Here is a 16,801-nt window from a genome sequence, read left to right on the forward strand (position 1 = left end):
GGCAAACTTTATGGCCACACAAAATTTAGAAAGTTTGACCTCAAGCATGAAAACCCCCACCTCCCCCCCCATGAAGGTGGCTTCGCACTATCTCTAACCGCTCGTAGATTCATTGCATGGGTGTGGCCAGGGTTATTCGCCCTGTCTGTTGGCCCCGCCTGGTGACCTTTATTGAGGAGAATTAAACGATGCTCAGCAAACAGGCGTTATTGCAGGCTTACCGCAAGATGCGGGAGATCAGGACCTTTGAAGAGCGGTTGCATCAGGAAAATACCAGCGGTGATATTCCGGGCTTCATTCACCTTTATACCGGTGAGGAGGCCATCGCGGTGGGGGTCTGCGAAAATTTAACGAGCGCAGATTTCATTGGTTCAACACACCGTGGACATGGCCACTGTATTGCTAAAGGTTGTGACATTCACGGCATGATGGCCGAAATATTCGGTAAGGACAGCGGGTTATGTCGCGGTAAGGGCGGGTCGATGCACATTGCCGATCTGTCGAAAGGAATGCTGGGGGCGAACGCTATCGTTGGGGGGGCCCCTCCACTGGCCATCGGCGCCGCGCTAACGGCAAAGACGCTAAAAACCGGCAACGTCGGTGTCTCTTTTACGGGCGATGGGGGTTCTAATCAGGGCCTGGTCTTTGAAGCCATCAATATGGCCGTCGTGCTCCAGCTTCCAGCCGTCTTTATTTTCGAGAACAACGGTTACGGCGAAGGGACCGGCCATGACTACGCCGTGGGTGGGCGTGATATCGCCCGGCGCGCCGCTGGCTTCGGCCTGCCGGCAGTGACCGTCGATGGCACCGATTTCTTTGCCGTTTATGAGGCAACCTCAGAGGCGGTCAAGCGTGCGCGAGAAGGCGGTGGCCCAAGCGTCATTGAGGCCAAAGCCTTCCGCTGGCATGGTCATTTTGAGGGCGATCCCGCGCTATACCGCGCGGAAGGTGAAGTGCAACGCCTGCGTGAACAACATGATCCGCTGAAGATTTTCACCGCTAAGGTCAAGCAACATATCACCCAGGAAGAACTGGCGGCGATTGACGAGGAAGTAGAAGCCCTGGTCAACGATGCCGTATTGAAGGCCCGCGCCGCTGCCTACCCGGCTCCGGAAGACCTGCTGACAGACGTGTACGTCTCATACTGAGGGTGATAACCATGACAATAAAAACCTATCGTGAAGCGGTCAAGGAAGCCCTGGCTCAGGAAATGGAACGCGATGAACGGGTGGTGCTCATCGGTGAAGACTTGCGTGGCGGTCATGGCGGAAATGCGCCCGAAGAGGCGAAGATTGAAGCCTTTGGCGGTGTACTGGGTGTCACTAAAGGGCTGTGGACGCAGTTCGGCTCCGATCGGGTGATCGACACGCCCATTACCGAGTCGGCCATTATCGGTATGGCGGCCGGCGCCGCAGCAACGGGGCTGCGGCCAGTCGCGGAATTGATGTTCATGGATTTTTTTGGTGTGAGTCACGATGCACTGTATAACCAAGCGGCTAAGTTCCGCTACATGTTTGGTGGCAAAGCCAGAGCTCCGCTGGTAATGCGAGGGATGATCGGCGCAGGGTTTTCCGCCGCGGCCCAGCATTCACAGTCACCCTATAATATCTTTGCCACCACGCCTGGACTGAAAGTGGTGGTGCCCTCGACGCCTTATGACGTCAAGGGTCTGTTAATCCAGTCCATTCGCGACGACGACCCGGTGGTATTCTGCGAGCATAAAATGCTGTACGACCTCAAGGGCGAGGTACCGGACGAGATCTATACCATCCCGCTAGGTGTAGCCAACTACACGCGCGAAGGGGAGGACGTCACCATCATTGCGTTGTCGGCAATGGTACATAAAGCAAACCAGGTGGCGGACAAACTGGCCAGAGAGGGGATCTCGGTCGAGGTGGTCGACCCGCGAACCATTTCGCCGCTGGATGAGGAAGGTATTCTGGAATCGGTGGCTTCCACGGGGCGGGTAGTGATTGTCGACGAATCCGCTGCACGCTTCGGTTTTGCTCATGATGTCGCGGCGCTGATTGCGTCCCAGGCATTCCATTTCCTCAAAGCGCCCGTTCTGCTGGTGACGCCGCCACACACGCCGGTCCCGTTCTCCCCTGCTCTCGAAAAACTCTGGATCCCTGGCGTTGAACGTATCGAAGCCGCCGTCCGTCAAGTGCTGGAGGATTAACCTATGAGCGAAATCAAGACGCTTGAAATGCCAAAGTGGGGGCTTTCCATGGAGGAAGGCTTGCTCGCTCGATGGGCAATCCAGGAGGGTGACGATTTCACCAGAGGGCAGGAAATCTGTGAGATTGAAACCAGTAAAATCGTCAATGTGCTGGAGGCACCTTTTGCCGGTACATTACGCCGGATAATCGCCCGGGAGGGTGAGACGCTTCAGGTTGGCGCCGTGCTGGCTCTGGTGGCTGACGCTTCAGTCAGCGATGCTGAACTGGACGAATTTGCTGCCAGTCTGGCGACGGTGAAACCCGCAGCCCCTGACCCGGAGGCTGCCGCGCCGGACGTAGCGGCACAGGCAGGCGCTAAGCCACCTTCCGTTGTTTCGCCGCCATCCAACAGTCCGGAGCCCCCTATTGGGCAGACCGTCATACCCGTCAGTCTGCAAGGCGTGACCGATGTGACTCAGGTTAATGCTACGCCCCATGCGTTACGACTGTCCGCCCGCTGGGGTGTCGACCTGAAAAAGGTCCGCGGCAGCGGGCGCGGGGATCGTATCTCTGTTTCTGATCTGGAAAGCGCGATCGTTGCCGCCGGCGGTCGCCTGGCCTCTCCGACGCCACCCGTTCGTCGCAGCAAAGCGCCCCGCTCGCATGCCGATGATAGCCAGGTATCGGCCACCCCGCTGGCGCGCCGCCTGGCCGGCAAGCTGGGTATCAACTTGCATGACTGCCGAAGCTGCGGTTCACGCGGTCGGGTGAGTCGCGATGATGTGCTGGCCGCGGCGTTGTTGCTCGACGGGCACCCGCCGGTCAGCCCTGTGCAGGAGAGTGCCCCGGCACCCTTTGAGAGCATCCCCATGTCCGGTATGCGGCGGGCGATCGCTTCTCGCCTGCAAACCTCCAAGCAACAGTCTCCCCATTTCCGTTTGAGTGTCGATCTCGATCTGGAACGACTGTTAGCGTTTCGTCAGGAAATTAACCGCGAAGTACCCGGCGTCAAGATTTCGGTTAACGACCTGCTGGTGAAAGCTTGTGCCCTGGCGCTGGTGGCCGTGCCAGACGTCAACATCCAGTTTGATGAAGCGACACAAAGTATCCGCCGCTTTGCGGATGCCGATATTTCAGTGGCTGTTGCGCTGCCTGACGGGCTAATTACCCCCATTGTTCGCTCGGCGAACCGGAAATCGATCAGCGACATATCGGCCGAAATTCACGCCCTGGTGACCAGGGCCAAAGCGGGCACGCTGAAGCCGGAAGAGTTCCAGGGGGGGACCTTTAGCGTGTCAAATTTGGGGATGCTCGGCATCCGACAGTTTGACGCCATCATCAATCCACCGCAAAGCGCAATCCTCGCCATTGGCACCGGCGAGATGCGGGCGGTAGTACGCGACGGGCAAATCGTCGCGCGCCACCAACTGACGGTATCGCTATCCTGCGATCACCGGGTCATCGATGGGGCGGCAGGTGCAGCTTTTCTCCAGGAACTCAAGCGACTGACTGAAACCCCTACCCTGATGTTTATCCAGGAGACGAGCTATGCACGATAATTACGATGTGCTGATCATCGGCGGGGGTCCAGGGGGATACGTTGCCGCCATCCGTGCCGGCCAGCTAGGGCTTCGTACCGCATTAGTTGAAAAACAACATCTGGGCGGCATCTGCCTGAACTGGGGATGCATTCCAACCAAGGCGCTGCTGCATGGCGCTGAGGTTGCGCACACTATCACCCATGCCAGTCAACTGGGCATCAGCGTGGGTGAGGTGAATGTCGATCTGCAGAAACTGGTGCAGTTTAGCCGTGCCGTTTCGCAACAGCTCACCGCTGGGGTTGCGTATCTGTTGAAGAAAAATGGCGTGAGGGTGATTGATGGTACCGCGCGGCTGCGCGGTAAGGGACAAATAACGGTAGCGGATGCCCGGGGGGAAGCGCACGATTACCGGGCCGATCACGTGATCCTGGCCACGGGCGCCCGACCACGCGCATTACCAGGCATAGCGCCAGATGGCGAATATATCTGGACCTATTACGAGGCACTACAGCCTAAGCGATTGCCCAGGTCGCTATTAATCATCGGTTCAGGCGCGATTGGCGTCGAGTTCGCCAGCCTTTATAACGATCTGGGCTGTAAAGTGACGCTGGTCGAGCTAGCGTCGCAGATTTTGCCCGTGGAAGATGCCGAAGTGTCAGCGGCGGTGCGTAAGTCATTCGAAAAGCGCGGGATTCAGGTCCATACCCAGACCCAGGTAACGCAAGTACAGCTCACCGATACCGGGGTGCGCTGTACAATGAAAAATACGAGCGCCGAATCTTTCCTGGAAGTCGAACGCGTGCTGCTGGCGGTTGGCGTACAGCCGAATATTGAAGATCTGGGGCTGGAAGCACTGGGCGTCGAGTTAGACCGCGGTTTTATCAAGACGGATGCGGCTTGTCGCACTAATGTATTTGGGCTTTATGCCATCGGCGATGTAGCCGGCCCGCCGTGTCTGGCGCACAAGGCCAGCCACGAAGGCGTGATCTGCATTGAGACACTGGCTGGTGTCGAAGGCACCCACCCTCTCGATCGCGACTATGTGCCCGGTTGCACTTATGCCCGGCCCCAGGTTGCCAGTCTGGGCCTGACGGAATCGACGGCCCTGGCCAGAGGACGACCCGTCAGGATCGGTAAGTTCTCTTATCAGAGCAATGGTAAGGCGCTGGCCAGCGGCGAGATGGAGGGTTTTGTGAAGACTATTTTCGATGCTGAAACCGGCGAGTTGCTGGGCGCGCATATGGTTGGCGCACAGGTCACGGAACAGATCCAGGGGTTTGGTATCGCCCGACACCTGGAGGCCACCGATGAAAGTCTCCTGTCGATGATCTTTGCGCATCCGACACTTTCCGAAGCGATGCATGAATCCATACTCGCGGCCTGTGACCAACCGTTGCATCAATAAGAAATAAGGGAGGCGATAGCGTCGTGATACGGAGTAAGTTGCCCGTTATCCCTCCCGCACTCCCCGACAGAAGATCCCCAACAACGGTTACGGCAGGATCTATTGATCTGAAACGCTAAGCGCCATGCGTAAATTCTGTATGTTTAGTAGACAACCAAACGACAGGAGGAGCGATCTATGACACAGCACGAAAGTTTTTGCCAGGCCTGCGGAATGCCGATGTCCGCACCTGATACGCAAGGGACCAGCGATAAATATTGCGCGTTTTGCAGCGACAGCGACGGTAATCTGAAATCCTGGGAAGAGGCCGTATCCGGTCTGGCGGCTTTTCTCGACTCCTGGCAAAAGGTGGGCGTAGCGGAATCACGGAAACGGGCAAAACGTTATCTGACGGCGATGCCTGCCTGGGCGCACAAAGCGGACGAGTAATTTGCCCGGGCGGCAGGATGAAATCAGTAAGGACAGATCGCCATGCCGACAACATTGCTATAGCGTTTTTGTACGCCATCCGGACAGGAATAAATACGCGTTTGGGGATGACGACCTGCAGGCTGGAGCATGAATGGATGCGTTCTTCATGCGGATGATATAAACGCCTGGCGTTCTCCCCCTTGTCCGGATGCGTTATTGTCTGGTTTTTAAGGGGTCGGTTTCTGTATTTAACCCGGCACTTCTCAGGTAATACAACATATTGATGTGATGAATCTCTCATTTCAACGATACCAACTGGACAATAAGTTATCGCGTGTGTTAGTTATTTAATCACGCAAGAGAACAGATTTAATTTAAACAAAAGTTAAACCTTTCTCACTTTGCTAAAAAATTGCATTGATAATGCTTTGGATCCCTGAACCATTATCAAAAGGGTATGTGAACAGAAAGCCCTCAGAGACGCGAGTCTCTGAGGGCTTTTTTTTGTTTTTTTATCTCAGGAGTAAATAAATGTCTAAAGAACGTCGTCTCTCAAGAATATTCGCAAAAGACGGTAAATCCGTGACCTTAGCGCTGGATGGCTACTATTTTTCCACGAAAACAAATGGTATTGATAATACGATAAATCAGCTCCCTGCTCTGGTGGAACACGGCCTGGATTGCGCGCTTGTCACGTACGGCATGTTGAAGAATTATCGGGAAGCATTGAACAGCGTTCCCGTTGTGTTACGCGTCGACAGCACGGTCAGTATCTTTGACAATACCGTTCCCGATACTACCCCCGTTTTTTCCGTCGAAGATGCGCTTAAAGTCGCTGCCGAGGGCGTGGTCTGCATGACCTTCCCCGGCGCCTTCAATGAAGAAAAAACCCACATTATGGCGATGCAACTCGCGCAAGCAGCGGATCGCTGGAACGTACCGCTGATTGTCGAATCGCTCCCGTATGGTTATCCCGTCACCAGCGATGACTCTAACAATCCGGCCATCATCGCTGCATCGGCCCGCGCAGCGGTGGAGTTGGGTGCGGACGTCATCAAAACGCGTTTTACTGGTTCACCAGAGGACCGACTGATCGTTGAAGCTGCTGGCGTGCCGGTGCTTGCCTTAGGGGGGCCAAAAACCGGCATCGATGGTTACTTCAAATTTGTTCAGCACTGTATGCAGATGGGTGCGAAAGGCGTGGCTGTGGGACGAAACATTACCCAGGATCCGCAGCCGGCGAAAGTGGTAGCAGGCCTGAATGCCATCATCCATGAAAACGCAACAGCGGAAGATGCATACAGCCTCTACATGGCTAAATAACATCGGAAATTAATATGATTTCAAATAACACCATCATCCCTTCCATCAGGAAGTATAAATACTTTGAGAAAGCATTATCCTGCCAGTCAGAATATGTGCTGCTATCCGAAGCGAATATCGGCAATCTGCAGTCGCTGATTGGCAAATGCCATCAAAGCGGTAAGAAGGTTCTCGTTCACCTTGAATTACTGGGCGGCTTCAAACCGGATCAGGCGGGGATCAATCTGCTGAAAAATTATTACAAGGTTGATGGTGTTATTTCTTCCAATCTCTCCGCGCTACGCTACGCCAAAAAAGAGGGATTGCTGACCGTATATCGGGTTTTACTTATCGATTCGCGATCGCTTGATCAGTCGCTCGATATTGTTAAGCACAGTCCACCGGACGCAATTGAAATCTTACCTGCTGAATATGCCTGCCAGTGTCTGGAGTTGATTAGCCGAAATTTGAAAGGCTTTGATGTGGTATTCATCGCCGGAGGCTTTGTTAAGCGCAAATACCTTGTAGATAAAATATTCCATGCCGGATTTAAAGGGATAACCACCAGCGAGCCCGGCTTATGGTAACCAATAAGGAGTCCACGCGAATGAAAGATGAATACGTCATGGGCATCGACAATGGTGGAACCGTCACCAAGGCAGCCATCTATGACCGTAAAGGACAGGTGCTCGCCATCGCCTCAAAATCCACGCAGATGCTGATACCCCGGGAATTCCACACAGAGCGCAGTATCGATGAGCTGTGGGCCGCTAATGTCGAAGTGATTAAAAAAGCGATTGAGCAATCAGGTATCGACGCCAGCCAGATAAAAGGAGTGGCCGTCACCGGTCATGGTAACGGTCTGTATCTGGTCGACGAAGAAGGTCACCCGGTGCGTAACGGCATTATATCCACCGATAGCCGGGCAAAAGAGTACGTTGAGAGATGGCAACGCTCACCAGAATTCCTTACCGACATTTTGCCAAAAACGATGCAGTCCATCTGGGCCGGACAACCTGTCGCCCTGCTGGCATGGCTGAAGGATTTCGAGCCCGAGACGTTGCAAAAAGCGCGTTATATTTTTATGGTCAAGGACCTGATCCGTTTTTACCTGACCGGAGAGGCTTTTCTTGAGCTGACCGATATCTCAGGGACCAACCTGATCAACGTACGTGACTGCAAGTATGACGATGAACTACTGGCATGGTGGGGACTTGATGAACTGCGGGACAAATTGCCCCCCATCAAACGCTCAACAGAATGCTGCGGAAAAATCACTGACGACGTGGCCCGTCTGACCGGTTTATGCGCAGGTACGCCGGTTTCTGGCGGGGTGTTTGATATCTCGGCCTCTTCCATTGCCTCGGGGATTAACAGTCTCGATAAGATGGCGATCGTCACCGGCACCTGGAGCATAAACGAATACGTTACCGACCACCCGGTTATTGATAAAGATCTGTTTATGACCTCCATTTATCCCATTGAAGGTAAATGGCTCATCACCGAGGCCAGCCCCACCTCCGCGAGCAACCTGGAGTGGTTTATTAACAACTTTATGGAGAGCGATCGGAAAACCTCCGCCGAACAAGGATCGTCGGTCTATGACCTGTGTAATAAGCTGGTTTCATCAACGACGCCGGATGAAAGCCACCTGCTGTTCTTTCCGTTCGTGTTTGGCTCTAACACCATTCCCGACGCCTCGGCCGGCTTTATCGGTGTCAACAGCTTTCATAAAAAAGCCCATTTTCTGCGGGCGATTTATGAGGGCGTGGCCTTCAGCCATCTCTACCACACCGAGCGCTTACGCAATATTAACCCGAAGCTAAGCCACACTATTCGTATTGCTGGCGGCGTCACGAACTCCCCGGTCTGGCTGCAGATATTCGCCGATATCTTCCAGGCCACGCTGGAAATCGTTGACGTCAAAGAGCACGGGACCCTGGGTACCGCGATGACCGCCGCCGTTATGGTGGGCTGGTTTGCGGAGGTATTTGCTGCCTCAAACGATATGGTCCATGTCTCACGCACCGTCTCCCCTAATCCGGAAAACCACCGGGTCTACCAGACCAAATACCAGCTTTATAAAAACCTGTTATCAGAAATGCAGTCGCCGTGGAAAAGCTGCAGTAACTACATCGCGCACTAAGTGAGGAAAAAATGGATCTGAATTTAACGAATCGTACGGCCATCGTGACAGGCGGCGCAACCGGCCTGGGGAGAGAGTTTGTTCTTTCTCTCGCCAAAGAAGGCGTCAATATCTGCTTTACCTATATGCGTGAGGAAGAGCATCCCGAACGGCTGATCGAAACGGTGAAGACCAGCGCGAACGTAGAGATCATCGCGGTCAAAACCGATCTCTCTGACGAGCAGAGCCGGGAAAATCTGTTTGCCACCTGTATCGACAGACTGGGCAAAGCCGACATTCTGGTGAATAACGCCGGGATCTGGCTGAGCGGCTACGTCACCGAGATCAGCCCGCAGGACTGGGATCTGGTTATGAATGTCAATCTGAAAGCCATCTTCCATCTCAGCCAGCTGTTTGTAAATCACTGCCTGCAGCATGAACAGATGGGCAGCATTCTGAATATTACCTCGCAGGCCGCGTTCCACGGCTCCACGACGGGACATGCGCACTACGCGGCAAGTAAGGCCGGCCTGGTCGCCTTTGCTATCTCTCTGGCGCGGGAAGTCGCCAAACAAAAAATCAATGTGAACAATATCGCCGTCGGGATCATGGATACTGCGATGATCCGTAAGAACATTGAGCAAAACCCTGACTATTACGTCAGTCGTATTCCGGTGGGCCGCGTGGCCCAGCCGCAAGAAATTGCCGACATCGGTGTCTTCATGGTTTCTCCTAAGACCAGCTATATGACGGGAGCAACTCTGGACGTTACCGGCGGTATGTTGATGCGTTAATCTAGGGAGAATCATTATGAAATGTCTGGCAATTGCCGATCTGTTTATCAATGCAGCGATGATGGAATCAGGACTGAAAGCGCTCAGGGATAACGGGATTGAAGTAGAAGTACGCGAGTGGTCACATGACTCCGTTGAGAAACTTCAGGAAGATAATCTGCGGGTTGAACAGGAAGGAGCAGAAGCCGTGGCCTTACCGGAAGCGCTGCTTCAGGGAACGGATGATATTGACATCCTGATCACTCAGTTTGCCCCCGTCAATACTGCGGTGTTCGATAAACTACCAAAGCTGAAATATGTAGGCGTGCTCCGCGGTGGTGTGGAAAACGTGAATCTTCAGGTGGCGAACGCCCGGGGCGTTGAGGTGATGAACACCCCGGGGCGTAACGCTCGCAGCGTCGCCGAATTCACGGTCGGCATGATCCTGGCGGAAATGCGCAATATTGCCCGTTCACACGATGCCCTGCGTGACAAATACTGGCGTAAAGACAGCCCGAACCATCAGGCAATCCCTGAGCTTGGCGGAAAAGTCGTGGGGCTGGTTGGCCTCGGTCATATTGCCCAACTGGTCGCGGGATTTCTCAGCGGCTTTGGCACGGAGATTATCTTTTACGATAAGTACGTTGCAGGCCATGAACGTTATGAGAAAGTCGATTCTCTGGACGAACTGGTACAACGCGCCGACGTTATCTCGTTACATGCTCGCCTGACGCCGGAAACCGAAAATCTGATTAACGCACACCATTTCGCGCTGATGAAGCGCAGTGCCATCATTGTTAACACAGCACGCTCCGGGTTAATCAATGAAAAAGAGATGATTGATGCGCTCAGATCCGGGCAAATCATGGGCGCCGCGCTTGATACGTTTGATGACGAGCCGCTTCCTGACGACAGTGAATTCTATACTCTGAATAACGTGACCATTACGCCGCATATTGCCGGGAGTACCATTGACGCATTCAGTAATTCGCCCAAACTCTTCGCTGAGATCCTTTTAAAGAAACTCAGTTAAATACTAAAAGAACCATTAAAGGTATTAACAGGGCCCAATGGGCACGGGTTTACTCGTGCCCAATTCGCCCGCCTTTTAAGGAATCATTATGGATATTATCAACAGCATTATTAGTCTGGGGGCATCAGTAATGATGCCAGTAATATTCTTTATTATAGCGCTTTGCTTTGGCGTTAAAATCGGTACGGCATTTAAAGCAGGAATGCTGGTAGGCATTGGTTTTGAAGGGGTGGGGCTGGTGATTGGCCTGCTGCTGACAAACCTGGGCCCGGCATCGCAGGCGATGGTTGAGCGTATCGGCCTGCAGTTAACGGTCGTTGATACCGGTTGGCCTACCGCATCGACCATTGGCTGGGGTTCGCCGCTGATGCTGCCCGTCGTGGTGGGCTTTATCGTCATCAACCTGGCCATGCTTCTGTTGAAATTAACCAAAACGGTGAATATCGATATTTTTAACTACTGGATCTTCCTGATCATGGGGTCCGTGGTCTATGCCGGAACGGGAAATTACTGGCTTTCGGTCGGTATTACATTCGCTATTTTTGTGTTGACGCTATTGGCGGCAGATTTAACGGCTCCATATTTACAAAAAAACTATAATCTAAAAGGGATATCATTCCCACATCTTACCTGTATAGCTTACGTGCCGTTTGGCATTGCCTGTAATTACATCATTGATAAGATCCCGCTTATCAATAAAATCAATTTCGATCCGGAAAGTATTAATAAAAAATTCGGCGTTTTTGGCGAGCCTCTTACCCTGGGGTTTGTGCTGGGACTGCTGTTGGCCTTCCTGGCTGGATATGACGTTTCCGCTGCCGTTTCACTGGCCATTAAGGTTTCAGCCGCCATGCTGCTGCTGCCTAAAATGATTGAAATTCTGGTGCAAGGATTGTTGATTGTCCGTGATGCCGCTGAAGCAAAACTGAAGGCTAAATTCCCGGGGCGCGATTTTTACATCGGGATGGATACGGCGTTATTGATCGGGGAACCTTCGGTGCTGGCGACCGGTCTGCTGTTAATCCCTATGGCTGTGGTGCTGTCTATCATTCTGCCCGGCAACCGCGTACTGCCCTTTGTCGATCTGGCTTCATTAATGTTCCTGCTGGCAATGGTCACGCCGTTCTGTAAACGAAATATGTTCCGCATGTTCATAACCGGAACCCTGATCGTGACCTGCATCCTGTATGTCGGGACGGACATTTCGCAAGAATACACTCAGGCGGCGGTGAACTCGCATATTCCGGTGCCGGAAGGGATGGCCGAGATCACCAATATCGTCGGCGGCGCCACGACGCCTGTCGGCTGGCTGGCCGTCAAATTTGGCGAGTTTTTTAGCGCCACACCTTAGTACAAGGCCACTCAAGTAAACAGAGGGCAAACTGTTGCCCTCTGTTTCTTCCTCTTATTCTGTGCGCTGAATAGCTAGCTCAGCTAAGCCCCTGGTTTGAACATCTGACCAGCGCGTCCGCCCCCTGCGCGGCGAGGTGGCTCATTTCTTTTGCGCCCCCTCACGTTTTCAACCCAACCTGCTATGCTCCTTCTTTCCCTGTTCTCTGGAGAACTCAATGCTGACCATCTGGGGCCGAAAAACCTCCTCTAACGTGCAGGCGCTGATGTGGTGTGTTGGCGAGCTTGGGCTGGACTATCTCCGGTTCGACGTGGGGCATCGCTATGGTGGTACCGACGGCGAGGCGTTTTATCAGCTCAATCCCAATCGCACGGTGCCAGTGCTGCAGGATGGCGATAATCCGCCGCTGTGGGAAACGGGCGCGATCCTTCGCTATTTAGCCAGTCGCTACGCCGATGACGCCTTCTGGCCGGGCGACCTGCTGGCCCGCACTGAGGTTGATCGCTGGGCCGAGTGGTCAAAGCAGAATATCGCCCTCGGCTTTACGGCGCCGGTGTTCTGGCACGTGGTGCGCACGCTTGCCGCCGAACGGGATCAGCAGGCCATCGCCGCGGCGGTGACGGCCCTGGAGCAAAAGCTGGCGATTGCCGAGGCACGTCTCGCCGGCAGTCGCTATCTGGTGGGCGAGACGTTCACCCTGGCCGACATCCAGTTTGGTCATGTGCTGTACCGCTACTTTGCCATCGATATCACCCGTCGTCCCCTCCCCATCTTGCGGCGTATTATGCACGGCTAACCGCACGGCCCGCCTTTCGCCAGCACGTCATGGTCAGCTACGACGAACTGAAGGTCTGAAGATGGTCGGTAGCGCCTTACGACGCTACCGACATGCCGGTTAACGCGCCATCAGAACAAACACGCCCCAGCCGAGATATTCCCGGGTCCAGGTGACATGGTGCAGCGGCGCGGTGGTCAACTGCTGGCGAACCTCCGGCGCGAAGTCATCGTGCGGATTGGCCTCCAGCCAGCGGCGCATCGTCAGCCATTTCGCCGCTTCATAACGATCCCAGCCCTCCTGGTCGGCCAGCACCATCTCCACCACGTCATAGCCCAGTTCGCCAAAGTGAGCGACCAGCGCCGGCAGCGTCAGGAAGTCATCGGGTGACTGCGCGCCGCAGGCGGTCGCCTCTTCTGCGGTGGCCGGAAGTTTGCGCCACCATGGCTCGCCGATGAGCAACATGCCGCCTGGGTTAAGGCTCTGCTTCAGCAGCTCAATCGTGCCGGCCACTCCGCCGCCGATCCACGTTGCCCCCACGCAGGCGGCAATATCGCATGGCTGGCTGGCGACATATCCGCTGGCATCCTGATGCACAAAGGTCACCCGGTCGCTGACGCCGAGCGCCTCTGCCCGGGCGGCCGCCTGCTGACTGAACAGCAGACTCATGTCCACCCCGGTGCCGACGATCTGATGATCGCGCGCCCAGCTACAGAGCATCTCGCCGGAGCCGCTGCCGAGGTCAAGAATGGTGGTGCCCGGCGCCATTCGCAGCGCCCGTCCCAGCGTGGCGTACTTTTCCGGGGTAAAAGGGTTATGAATACGGTGTTCGCTTTCACTGATAGTAAAAATGCGTGGGATATCGATCATGAGGTTTTCTCCTTGAGAGCCATACGCCCGGACAGCGACCCTGCCCGGGTCGCTATTTCAGCGGTTGTCCGGCTGCGCGCGAACGTTATTCAAACCGGTCGTGTTGATCCGGTACGGCTGACCATTCACCGACTTAATCAGCTTTTTGGTTTTGAGCTTTTTGAAGACCGCAAGGGTGCAGTCGCTCAGCAACAGCCCTTCGCGGGTGTAGCATTCAACGGCGGTAATGCGGCCGGAGGTATCGCGGACGTGCGCAATACGGCCACCTTTGGCGAGTACGTGTAAGGTCCGTTGTTCCTGACGGGATAAATTCATACTGAAACCTGTTCATTATCATGTGCGAAAACATGCCTACACCCGCAGGTGTGTGCGTAAGGTTTAAGCGCAGCGATAATCAGTCCGGCCTGGGCAGGTCGGGAAGCTGATTATCTGATAATGACATTCTCCAGCATCGAAGCCTCTATGAGCATTGAAAGGTATTTACCCGCTGAATACTAACACCCTCGTTTCATAAGGGTATTGCACAGATTAAAAACTGTGATCGGTGTTACGATTTACCCTCAACCTTCTCCACATTTTGCGCTATCCGCCATCCGCTCTGTTCCTCAACGTTAGCCTCCACCTTATCTCCCCTCCGCATTGTTAAATAATTGTTGTTAGATCACAAAATAGAAACAAAAAGCCTATTTCGTACGCATTTTATAAAAATGTAGATATTTTTAATTTATGGCTACGAAATGAACATCACCCTGACCTTATAGCGAGGAACGATTCTGATGAACGCCCTGACCGCAGTAAAACCGACACCCGCACCGTTAGCCCAGCAATACCCTGGCTTTACCGTCGCCCCTTCCGCCCAGTCGCCGCGCCTGCTGGAGCTCACCTTTTCCGCCGAAACGACCACGCAGTTCCTGCAGCAGGTCGCGCAGTGGCCGGTGCAGGCGCTGGAGTATAAATCTTTCCTACGCTTCCAGGTCGGCAAGATCCTCGACGATCTGTGCGGCAACCAGCTGCAGCCGTTGCTGATCAAAACATTGCTCGATCGTGCGGAAGGCGCGCTGCTGATCAATGGCGAAGGGATCGATAACGTCAGCCAGGCCGAAGAGATGGTCAAGCTGGCCACCGCCGTCGCCCACCTGATTGGCCGTTCCAACTTCGACGCCATGAGCGGCCAGTATTACGCCCGCTTCGTGGTGAAAAACGTCGATAACTCCGACAGCTATCTGCGCCAGCCGCACCGCGTGATGGAGCTACACAACGACGGCACCTACGTCGAAGAGCAAACCGACTACGTGTTAATGATGAAGATCGACGAGCAGAACATGCAGGGCGGCAATTCCCTGCTGCTGCATCTGGATGACTGGGAACATCTTGACGAATTTTTCCGCGACCCGCTGGCTCGCCGCCCGATGCGCTGGGCCGCGCCGCCGAGCAAAAACGTCAGCAAGGATGTTTTCCACCCGGTGTTCGACGTCGATTCGCTGGGCCGCCCGGTCATGCGCTATATCGACCAGTTCGTCCAGCCAAAAGATTTCGAAGAGGGTACCTGGCTGAGCCGCCTTTCCGACGCGCTGGAAACCAGCAAAAACATCCTTTCAATACCGGTGCCGGTGGGCAAATTCCTGCTGATTAACAATCTGTTCTGGCTGCACGGCCGCGACCGTTTTACGCCGCACCCGGACCTGCGCCGCGAGCTGATGCGCCAGCGCGGCTACTTTGCGTATTCCACGAATCATTACCAGACTCATCAATAAGGGTTCTCAGGCGAAGGAATTGAGCGGATGTATGATTTCGTGATTATCGGCGGCGGCATCATCGGCATGTCGACCGCCATGCAGTTAATTGAGATTTACCCGGACGCCCGCATTGCGCTGCTGGAAAAAGAGACCGGTCCGGCCTGCCATCAGACTGGCCACAACAGCGGCGTGATCCACGCCGGGGTGTATTACACCCCCGGCAGCCTCAAGGCGCAGTTTTGCCTCGCCGGCAACCGCGCCACCAAAGCGTTTTGCGAGCAGAACGGCATCCGCTATGACGTCTGCGGCAAAATGCTGGTCGCCACCTCGCCGCTGGAGATGGAGCGGATGCGCGCCCTGTGGGATCGCACCGCCGCCAACGGCCTGCAGCGCGAGTGGCTAAGCGCCGGGGAGCTACGCGAGCGCGAACCGAACATCAGCGGGCTCGGCGGGATCTTCGTCCCTTCCAGCGGCATCGTCAGCTACCGCGACGTGGCGGCGGCGATGGCGAAAAACTTCGAATCGAAAGGCGGAACGATCGTCTACGACGCCGAAGTCAGCGCCCTGAAAGAACATGCCAGCGGCGTGGTGATCCGCACCCGCCAGGGCGCCGAATATGAGGCCTCCACGCTGATCGCCTGTTCGGGCTTGATGGCCGATCGGCTGGTAAAAATGCTCGGCGTCGATCCCGGGTTTATCATCTGTCCGTTCCGCGGCGAGTATTTCCAGCTGGCGCCGCAGCACAACCAGATCGTCAACCATCTGATCTATCCGATCCCCGATCCGGCGATGCCGTTCCTCGGCGTCCACCTGACCCGCATGATCGACGGTAGCGTCACTGTCGGCCCTAACGCGGTGCTGGCGCTGAAGCGTGAAGGCTACCGCAAGCGCGATATCTCGCTGGCCGATACCCTCGAGATCCTGACCTCGCCCGGCATTCGCCGGGTACTGCACAACAACCTGCGCGCCGGACTGGGCGAAATGAAAAATTCGCTGTGCAGAAGCGGCTATCTGCGGCTGGTGCAGAAATACTGCCCGGGTCTGACGCTGAGCGATTTACGCCCTTGGCCCGCCGGCGTGCGGGCGCAGGCCGTCTCGCCGCAGGGCAAGCTGATCGACGATTTTCTCTTCGTCACCACCGCGCGTTCCATTCACACCTGCAATGCGCCATCGCCGGCGGCCACCTCCGCTATCCCGATCGGCGCGCACATCGTCAGCAAGGTACAGACCCTGCTGGAAAGCCAGAGCAACCCCGGACGCACGCTGCGTGCGGCACGTAGCGTGGAGACACTACACGCCGCTTTTACCCGTTAACCCCCT

Annotated in this window: 15 protein-coding genes and 1 pseudogene; 14 read left to right on the forward strand and 2 right to left on the reverse strand. The window is 55.0% G+C overall.

What is annotated here, in order from left to right; genetic code table 11:
• Positions 1-188: 188 nt before the first annotated feature.
• The 12 genes and pseudogenes from B8P98_RS22240 to B8P98_RS22300 all read left to right on the forward strand — a co-directional run bounded on the left by B8P98_RS22240 (position 189) and on the right by B8P98_RS22300 (position 12,955).
• Positions 189-1,148, forward strand: a complete 960-nt coding sequence (locus B8P98_RS22240; RefSeq protein ID WP_002889884.1) for a thiamine pyrophosphate-dependent dehydrogenase E1 component subunit alpha — start codon at positions 189-191, stop codon at positions 1,146-1,148.
• Positions 1,149-1,159: 11 nt separating this feature from the next.
• Positions 1,160-2,179: an alpha-ketoacid dehydrogenase subunit beta gene (locus B8P98_RS22245; RefSeq protein WP_002889881.1), complete on the forward strand. Its 1,020-nt coding sequence runs from the start codon at positions 1,160-1,162 to the stop codon at positions 2,177-2,179.
• Positions 2,180-2,182: 3 nt separating this feature from the next.
• The gene (locus B8P98_RS22250) at positions 2,183-3,718 is read left to right on the forward strand and encodes a 2-oxo acid dehydrogenase subunit E2 (RefSeq protein WP_095033413.1); all 1,536 of its coding nucleotides are present in this window, start codon (positions 2,183-2,185) and stop codon (positions 3,716-3,718) included.
• Positions 3,708-5,105, forward strand: a complete 1,398-nt coding sequence (gene lpdA / locus B8P98_RS22255; RefSeq protein WP_095033414.1) for a dihydrolipoyl dehydrogenase — start codon at positions 3,708-3,710, stop codon at positions 5,103-5,105. The genes B8P98_RS22250 and lpdA overlap by 11 nt, the downstream gene beginning before the upstream one ends.
• Positions 5,106-5,324: 219 nt before the next feature.
• Entirely contained in the window at positions 5,325-5,534 is a 210-nt protein-coding gene (locus B8P98_RS22260; protein ID WP_243812733.1) for a hypothetical protein, read from the forward strand.
• Between the two features lie 513 nt (positions 5,535-6,047).
• Positions 6,048-6,839 carry a class I fructose-bisphosphate aldolase gene (locus B8P98_RS22270; RefSeq protein ID WP_002889868.1) on the forward strand — a complete coding sequence of 264 codons (792 nt, stop codon included), beginning with the start codon at positions 6,048-6,050 and terminating at the stop codon, positions 6,837-6,839.
• Positions 6,840-6,853: 14 nt separating this feature from the next.
• Positions 6,854-7,405 (forward strand): glycerol-3-phosphate responsive antiterminator, encoded by a 552-nt coding sequence (locus tag B8P98_RS22275; RefSeq protein ID WP_002889866.1) that lies wholly within the window; start codon positions 6,854-6,856, stop codon positions 7,403-7,405.
• Between the two features lie 20 nt (positions 7,406-7,425).
• Positions 7,426-8,964 carry an FGGY-family carbohydrate kinase gene (locus B8P98_RS22280; protein ID WP_095033416.1) on the forward strand — a complete coding sequence of 513 codons (1,539 nt, stop codon included), beginning with the start codon at positions 7,426-7,428 and terminating at the stop codon, positions 8,962-8,964.
• Positions 8,965-8,975: 11 nt separating this feature from the next.
• Complete coding sequence (locus tag B8P98_RS22285) at positions 8,976-9,737, forward strand: SDR family NAD(P)-dependent oxidoreductase (protein WP_095033417.1); 762 nt, start codon at positions 8,976-8,978, stop codon at positions 9,735-9,737.
• A 16-nt stretch (positions 9,738-9,753) separates the two neighbouring features.
• The gene (locus tag B8P98_RS22290; protein ID WP_023283243.1) at positions 9,754-10,749 is read left to right on the forward strand and encodes a 2-hydroxyacid dehydrogenase; all 996 of its coding nucleotides are present in this window, start codon (positions 9,754-9,756) and stop codon (positions 10,747-10,749) included.
• Between the two features lie 88 nt (positions 10,750-10,837).
• Positions 10,838-12,100 (forward strand): PTS galactitol transporter subunit IIC, encoded by a 1,263-nt coding sequence (locus B8P98_RS22295; RefSeq protein ID WP_004204671.1) that lies wholly within the window; start codon positions 10,838-10,840, stop codon positions 12,098-12,100.
• 217 nt (positions 12,101-12,317) lie between these two features.
• Positions 12,318-12,955, forward strand: a pseudogene (locus B8P98_RS22300) (glutathione S-transferase family protein).
• A gap of 40 nt (positions 12,956-12,995) precedes the next feature.
• Here B8P98_RS22300 and B8P98_RS22305 read toward each other — a convergent pair.
• Positions 12,996-13,745 carry an SAM-dependent methyltransferase gene (locus B8P98_RS22305; RefSeq protein WP_080897020.1) on the reverse strand — a complete coding sequence of 250 codons (750 nt, stop codon included), beginning with the start codon at positions 13,743-13,745 and terminating at the stop codon, positions 12,996-12,998.
• Between the two features lie 57 nt (positions 13,746-13,802).
• On the reverse strand, positions 13,803-14,060 hold the full coding sequence (locus B8P98_RS22310; RefSeq protein ID WP_095033418.1) for a YjhX family toxin: 258 nt from the start codon (positions 14,058-14,060) through the stop codon (positions 13,803-13,805).
• Positions 14,061-14,521: 461 nt separating this feature from the next.
• Between B8P98_RS22310 and glaH the strand changes: the two genes are divergently transcribed.
• Entirely contained in the window at positions 14,522-15,499 is a 978-nt protein-coding gene (glaH, locus tag B8P98_RS22315; RefSeq protein WP_025714951.1) for a glutarate dioxygenase GlaH, read from the forward strand.
• Positions 15,500-15,526: 27 nt separating this feature from the next.
• A complete protein-coding gene (gene lhgO, locus B8P98_RS22320) occupies positions 15,527-16,795 on the forward strand; it encodes an L-2-hydroxyglutarate oxidase (protein ID WP_025714952.1) in 1,269 nt (422 codons plus the stop codon).
• Positions 16,796-16,801 lie beyond the last annotated feature (6 nt).

The sequence above is a fragment of the Klebsiella quasivariicola genome (assembly GCF_002269255.1).
Lineage (GTDB): Bacteria > Pseudomonadota > Gammaproteobacteria > Enterobacterales > Enterobacteriaceae > Klebsiella > Klebsiella quasivariicola.

Coding starts and splice junctions, on each gene's coding strand:
- B8P98_RS22275 (WP_002889866.1), top strand. CDS start 6,854: ATGATTTCAAATAACACCATCATCCCTTCCATCAGGAAGTATAAATAC.
- B8P98_RS22310 (WP_095033418.1), bottom strand. CDS start 14,060: ATGAATTTATCCCGTCAGGAACAACGGACCTTACACGTACTCGCCAAA.
- B8P98_RS22250 (WP_095033413.1), top strand. CDS start 2,183: ATGAGCGAAATCAAGACGCTTGAAATGCCAAAGTGGGGGCTTTCCATG.
- B8P98_RS22305 (WP_080897020.1), bottom strand. CDS start 13,745: ATGATCGATATCCCACGCATTTTTACTATCAGTGAAAGCGAACACCGT.
- B8P98_RS22295 (WP_004204671.1), top strand. CDS start 10,838: ATGGATATTATCAACAGCATTATTAGTCTGGGGGCATCAGTAATGATG.
- B8P98_RS22240 (WP_002889884.1), top strand. CDS start 189: ATGCTCAGCAAACAGGCGTTATTGCAGGCTTACCGCAAGATGCGGGAG.
- lpdA (WP_095033414.1), top strand. CDS start 3,708: ATGCACGATAATTACGATGTGCTGATCATCGGCGGGGGTCCAGGGGGA.
- B8P98_RS22270 (WP_002889868.1), top strand. CDS start 6,048: ATGTCTAAAGAACGTCGTCTCTCAAGAATATTCGCAAAAGACGGTAAA.
- B8P98_RS22285 (WP_095033417.1), top strand. CDS start 8,976: ATGGATCTGAATTTAACGAATCGTACGGCCATCGTGACAGGCGGCGCA.
- B8P98_RS22260 (WP_243812733.1), top strand. CDS start 5,325: ATGTCCGCACCTGATACGCAAGGGACCAGCGATAAATATTGCGCGTTT.
- lhgO (WP_025714952.1), top strand. CDS start 15,527: ATGTATGATTTCGTGATTATCGGCGGCGGCATCATCGGCATGTCGACC.
- glaH (WP_025714951.1), top strand. CDS start 14,522: ATGAACGCCCTGACCGCAGTAAAACCGACACCCGCACCGTTAGCCCAG.
- B8P98_RS22245 (WP_002889881.1), top strand. CDS start 1,160: ATGACAATAAAAACCTATCGTGAAGCGGTCAAGGAAGCCCTGGCTCAG.
- B8P98_RS22290 (WP_023283243.1), top strand. CDS start 9,754: ATGAAATGTCTGGCAATTGCCGATCTGTTTATCAATGCAGCGATGATG.
- B8P98_RS22280 (WP_095033416.1), top strand. CDS start 7,426: ATGAAAGATGAATACGTCATGGGCATCGACAATGGTGGAACCGTCACC.